The 3,284-nt window shown below is 45.6% G+C and carries 3 protein-coding genes and 1 pseudogene; 2 read left to right on the top strand and 2 right to left on the bottom strand.

Translation table 11 applies throughout. The features are described from left to right. Together BCT81_RS11705 and BCT81_RS11700 are read left to right on the top strand one after the other, a co-directional pair. Nucleotides 1–1,398: DUF3418 domain-containing protein (locus tag BCT81_RS11705; RefSeq protein WP_133152608.1), on the top strand; the 1,398-nt coding region annotated here is incomplete at its 5' end. A gap of 143 nt (nt 1,399–1,541) precedes the next feature. Further along, nucleotides 1,542–2,036 carry an outer membrane beta-barrel protein gene (locus tag BCT81_RS11700; protein WP_004741598.1) on the top strand — a complete coding sequence of 165 codons (495 nt, stop codon included), beginning with the start codon at nt 1,542–1,544 and terminating at the stop codon, nt 2,034–2,036. A 134-nt stretch (nt 2,037–2,170) separates the two neighbouring features. Here BCT81_RS11700 and BCT81_RS11695 read toward each other — a convergent pair whose 3' ends face one another. Then, nucleotides 2,171–2,923, bottom strand: coding sequence for a hypothetical protein (locus BCT81_RS11695; RefSeq protein ID WP_102424434.1), 753 nt, complete (start codon nt 2,921–2,923; stop codon nt 2,171–2,173). Then, nucleotides 2,844–3,284: pseudogene (locus tag BCT81_RS11690) on the bottom strand (hypothetical protein); the annotation flags it as partial. The pseudogene BCT81_RS11690 and the gene BCT81_RS11695, both read right to left, overlap by 80 nt.

The raw sequence follows: 3,284 nt of genomic DNA, 5'->3' as shown, positions 1-3,284 counted from the left end.
ATGCTGTTCCGCGGTGATGCAAGCCACGTTACTGATTTAGACTATCCGAACTTCTGGCACCAAAATGGCCTGAAATTAAAACTGAGTTACCAGTTTGAGCCGGGCGATGACAACGATGGTGTAACGGTACACATCCCGCTACCTATCTTGAACCAAATCGACCAGAACGGTTTTGATTGGCAGATCCCAGGCCTACGTCAGGAGTTGGTGGTTAGCCTAATCAAGTCACTACCAAAGACGTTACGACGTAACTTTGTGCCTGCGCCAAACTACGCGGATGCGTTCTTGGCTCGTGTGACACCACTTGAAGCGCCGCTACTGGACTCTCTTGAAAAAGAGCTACGCCGCATGACGGGTGTAGAAGTGGTACGAGATGACTGGAAGTTAGACCAGATTCCAGAGCACTTAAAGGTAACATTCCGTGCGGTGGATCATCGCAAACGTAAGTTGAAAGAACACAAAGACTTACATGAACTGAAAGAGAGCCTGAAAGACAAAGTTCAAGAGACGCTTTCTAAAGTTGCGGATGACGATATCGAGCAGCAAAACCTGCATACGTGGAGCTTTGGTGAGTTACCAAAAGTTTACCAACAGAAGCGCGGTGGCTACGATGTAAAAGCCTTCCCAGCGTTGGTGGATACCAAAGACAGCGTAGAGATCAAACTGTTCGAGACGGAACAAGAGCAGATCTCAGCAATGAAATCGGGTCAGCGTCGTTTGATCTTGTTGAACGTGCCGTCGCCAATCAAATACTTGCACTCGAACTTACCGAACAAATCGAAACTTGGCTTGTACTTCAACCCATACGGCAAGGTTCTCGATCTTATCGATGACTGTATCGCTTGTGGTATTGATAAGCTGATCGAAGAGAAGGGTGGTTTGGTTTGGGAACCAGAGCAGTTCGAAGCACTGAAAGAACACGTACGCGCAGAATTGGGTGATACCGTGGTTGAGATTGCTCAGCAGGTAGAAACCATTCTTACGACGGCATTCAGCATCAGCAAGAAGCTGAAAGGGCGTGTTGATCTTTCCATGGCATTTGCACTTTCTGACATAAAAGCTCAGGTAGAAGGTTTGATTTTTAAGGGTTTTGCCACAGAATGTGGATGGAAACGCTTGCCAGATATCCTACGCTATATGAAGGCAATCGAACGCCGCATGGAGAAGCTGCCAATTGACCCTAACAAAGATCGTTTGCATATGATCAAAGTTGAGTCAGTAATGAATGATTACAAAGAGCTGCTGAATAAAATTCCAAAAGGGATCGCGGTTCCAGAAAACGTAAAAGAGGTGCGTTGGATGATAGAAGAGCTTCGTGTAAGCTTCTTCGCACAGCAACTCGGTACGCCTTATCCAGTGTCAGATAAGCGTGTTAAAAACGCAATCGATGCTTGCTAAAGGAATAATGCTAGACGCAATGGCAAGGTTTGGGTATAAATCTTGCTTATTGCATTACTAATTGAATAGTTATTACATACAGGGCGACTTGGTGGCAATTTATTACCACTCAAGGCCTGCTACTAGGACGAAAAAGGTCGAATATGAAAAAAACGTTATTGGCACTAGCACTGCTAGGTGCATCTTCAACAGCAATGGCTGATTCTTGGTTGTACGGCGGTGTAATGGGTGGTCAAAACTCATTAGGTAACGAAGAAGAAACAGCAATGGGTATCCACGTGGGTACAGGTATCCTGCCACTTATCGGTGTTGAAGCGGGTTACTGGGATCTAGGCTCTTTCGACAGCGTTAAGTACGGTAACCGTAATCTTACAAACCTAGATGCGAGCACTGCTTACCTAGCAATCAAACCAAGCATCGACTTCGGTCCTCTTCACGTATACGCGAAAGGTGGTCTTCACTCATACGAGCTGAAAGGCGACAACTTCAAGCAAGATGACGTTGATATCATGTACGGCGTAGGCGCAGAATACTTCATCTTTGGTCCTCTATCTGTAGGCGCTAGCTACCAAAACTTCAAAATGAAAGATGACGACTCTGGCGTATTCACGCTAAACGCAACTATCCACCTACTGTAACTACTCAGTAAGGCGATCGTAAATAACGGTTGTTTAGTCGCTAAAGAGTTCGTAAGAATTCATAAAAAATGCCAGCTTAATTGCTGGCATTTTTGTATCTGTTCACTGTGTTTTTCACACTAGAAAGCGAGTGGCTATTTCTTGCTGTTGAGAATCTGTTGGATTCTTGGATTCAGCGCTTTACCGTGTTTGCTTTCGTACTCTTCACGCTTCAAATCGTTCAAGTTCTTCACTGAGTTAGCGGCAAGTAGGAATTGTGGTAATTCCGTTTCAAGCATGCCTTTCTCGTCTAAACGCTTCGCTTCCAAGTAGTACTTTTTAAACAGGCCATCTAGCTTGTTTTCTGCTGTTCGCTTCAAGTCATATAGCTTGTTTTGAATCAGCCATTTCTCAATCTTGTTCGCAGCGGTGCGAGACAATACTCGAATGCGGCTATCCAACAGCTCTTCTTCCGTCAAAGAGTCTTTCAGAATCCAAAGCTCACCCATTTGCGGTGGCCAGCTGTTGCCAAGTTGAATACGTTCATGACAGTGCATTAGCACGCGGTTGAGGCCGTCAGAATCGACAGAGTTAGCAAACTCAATGAACTTACCGCTTGGTTCACTACCGTATTGGTATTCCCACTGAGTCTCGTACACGCTCAAGAAAGAGCCGAACACATGGATACACCAGTCTGTTAGCTCAAGTTCTGCTGGATCTTGGTCTACGACAGGTACTTGTTGATTTGAGCCAGTGTCTGATTCAACAACAGGTACCGATGGCGACGAAACTGCCGGTAAAACTTCTGGAACGACTGTAGGCGCAGGATCAGAAGGTTGGCTTTTTGCCTTTTTGAATGAGCTGCTGCCTGAAGCGTTCAGATGGGCTAAGCTTTTGTCGATACCCATTTCCTTGAGCTTGTCCTGCATTTCCTGAATATTGAGAGGTCTTCTGCTGTTGTTGTCTTTCATTTTGCTTCTCGTTAACTAACCAGTACTGCAACTTAGATTCGATGCGAGAGATTGGCATGAGTTCATTGGCTTTGGCTTTATACCAGAGGACAAATTTTTTCCATATTAAGCTATGGTCACCAGCAAGGCCGGAGAATTTAAACGCACGTTCTGCCCATGTTGGAATGATCTCTTCATCCAAGTCATGAGTAGAAACCGTGTTGCTGGTCATTGAGCCTCGACTTTGTGGGCGAGGGGCATGTTGCATGTTTTGCATTGGTGCCGGAGCAGGCTGAAACTTAGGTGCAGGTGCAGGTGC

The sequence above is a fragment of the Vibrio sp. 10N.261.52.A1 genome, from assembly GCF_002876325.1.
Classification (GTDB): domain Bacteria; phylum Pseudomonadota; class Gammaproteobacteria; order Enterobacterales; family Vibrionaceae; genus Vibrio; species Vibrio chagasii.
Note: the sequence above shows the minus strand (reverse complement) of the source record. Positions and strands in the feature narration are given on the sequence as shown.

Bases quoted from the DNA above. Each gene is read 5' to 3' on its own strand.
- BCT81_RS11695 (WP_102424434.1), bottom strand. From the start codon at position 2,923: ATGGGTATCGACAAAAGCTTAGCCCATCTGAACGCTTCAGGCAGCAGC.
- BCT81_RS11700 (WP_004741598.1), top strand. From the start codon at position 1,542: ATGAAAAAAACGTTATTGGCACTAGCACTGCTAGGTGCATCTTCAACA.